General features: G+C 36.1%; 2 protein-coding genes. Both read left to right on the top strand.

Going from position 1 to position 2,226, the window contains the following annotated elements; translation table 11 throughout:
* Nucleotides 1-614, top strand: a 614-nt coding sequence (locus ABF87_RS14580) for a glycosyltransferase family 4 protein (RefSeq protein ID WP_205012715.1), incomplete at its 5' end; no start/stop codon positions are given.
* Nucleotides 615-1,044: 430 nt separating this feature from the next.
* The gene (locus ABF87_RS14575; protein WP_160829840.1) at nucleotides 1,045-2,133 is read left to right on the top strand and encodes an IS5 family transposase; all 1,089 of its coding nucleotides are present in this window, start codon (nucleotides 1,045-1,047) and stop codon (nucleotides 2,131-2,133) included.
* Nucleotides 2,134-2,226: the final 93 nt, after the last annotated feature.

Genomic DNA, 2,226 nt, shown 5'->3' with positions numbered 1-2,226 from the left:
TGATTCCAAACGGGATATCAATGCCCCCTGAACAGCCTCCTCGAAATCCGGTTAAGCCGGCACGCCTGTTGTTTGTAGGTGGCCTAAATTGGTATCCTAATCGAGATGCCATTCATTATTTTCTGGATGAAGTATGGCCTTTGATAAAAGGTCGTGCTCAAGAAATTAGTGTTGACATCATTGGTAAGTTTCCATCAAAAAAAATCCGGCAATACGCAGACTCTGACAAAAGGATTAAAGTTCATGGTTTTGTTGATGACATATCCGTTTTTTATGAGAGCGCATCGATATACATATGTCCAATTAGAGATGGTGGTGGTACAAAGTTGAAAGTTTTGGATGCGCTGGCTCATAGACTTCCTTTGGTGGCTGATCGGATTGCCTGTGAGGGGTTAGATATTATTGATGGATTTCATGCATTACTGAGTCGAGATTCACAAGATATGGCAGAAAAAATACTTTATTTGTTGCAAAACTCTCATACCGCCCAGCAGCTTCAAGAAAATGGATATGGTTTAGTTGTTGGTAAATATGATTTTTCTTTGATTGGAAAGAAATTGTCAGATCTGTACATTTCAATGGCAAAGTCAACTAAGGGTCTACTCAAAAATTAATTACCAATTTTAGAGCTCCTGACATTAAGCTTGAAAAAGCCTTATTTTAAAGGATTGTGCTCAGGGCAATCGCATGTAGATTTGTTTAAGAAAAGTTAAAATAACTATAGACTTTTGTCTTTTACTATTATAAAAAAATTTGAAATATAAATTCAATAGGTTATAAGTGAAAAAAGACAAGAAGTCGACATCAATTGATTTTCATTTCGGACAACTATCAGATCCCCGACATCACAACAAGAAACACAAGTTTGTAGATATTATGAGAACTTTGCATCCACCCCAAACCAAACCTTGGATAAAATACAAATTTGAAGTTTTCCAATAAAAATTTGGTAGTAAAATTATTTATATCATTGAAATCATTGAATATTTTCTTAAAATATGCTATATTTTACTTAGAACTTAACCATAAAGCCAGGTGGTGCTCATGAGTTTTAAGAAAAAAAGTAAGCAAATGACATTCGCAGATTTGGAAGTGTTACACAACCCTTCATTCACTAATAAAAGACTTAAAAGGTTATCAGAAATTCAGGATTCAATCGATTGGGAACCTATAGAAAAAGCGCTAATCGAAAATTATGAACCGGGGTGTAACAAATTTGGTCCGTCTCCATATCCTCCACTAATGCTGTTCAAGTGTTTGTTGCTGCAGAAGTGGTTCAGAATCGATTCAGATCCTGAGCTTGAAAGTCAGATAAATGACAGTATCGCCTTTAAACGGTTTTTAGAGATTTCGTTGGACAAACCATCCCCGGACCATTCAACCTTTTCCCGTTTTAGAGGCAGACTGAGCAAAAGACAGTTGGGAAGAATTACACAAAATGTTTTAAACCAATTTTCCCAAAAAGGGATAACCATAAACGAAGGTATTGCGGTAGACGCAAGGATTGTAAAATCAGCCAGCAAGCCGTTGAGCAAAAAGAAATTAAAAACTTTACAAGAAGAGAGGTCCACTCCTGAAGGCAAGCTTGATAAGAGCGGAAAGCCCAGAAAGTTTTCAAGAGACCTTGAATCGAACTGGACTATTAAAAACAAGAAAGCCTATTATGGATTAAAAGAGCATGCATCCATTGATACGAATCATGGGTTTATCCTTGCAACAGCGTTGAGTCAAGCCTCAGTCCAGGATACTAATTATTTTCAATATTGTACGATATTCAGCCGTCAGACACCCCAAAAGTTAAAAAAAGTATACACAGATAAGGGCTATCATGGGGAGCAGAACAGGAGTTTCTTAAGTATGAACAACTTTGGTGACGGTATTATGCGAAAAAATTCGACAACAGCCAAATTGACAGAATATGAAAAGGATTGGAATAAAGATATATCCAAAGTCAGATACATAGTAGAGCAGTATTTCGGCATAAACCATCTGCATGATCGTGGACAAAGAGCCAGGTTTACAACCATAGCCAAAAACAATATTGACATATGGCTCAGACAAACGGCCTACAATATTGGGAAGGGAATAAAAGCTATTGCAAAGAAGAACCAGGAAGAAGTCCTACAGGGATAAATGCGGATATTTTAAATAACGATATTGAAAAATAACTTTACTCATCCAAATCAAATTAAAAATTCCCGAAAAATTTAAAAAGTAGTAAAAAAG

The sequence above is a fragment of the Nitrosomonas sp. JL21 genome (assembly GCF_009833095.1).
Classification (GTDB): domain Bacteria; phylum Pseudomonadota; class Gammaproteobacteria; order Burkholderiales; family Nitrosomonadaceae; genus Nitrosomonas.
Note: the sequence above shows the minus strand (reverse complement) of the source record. Positions and strands in the feature narration are given on the sequence as shown.

What these genes read in the sequence shown, in the direction of transcription:
- ABF87_RS14575 (WP_160829840.1), top strand. Translation starts at nt 1,045, where the DNA reads ATGAGTTTTAAGAAAAAAAGTAAGCAAATGACATTCGCAGATTTGGAA.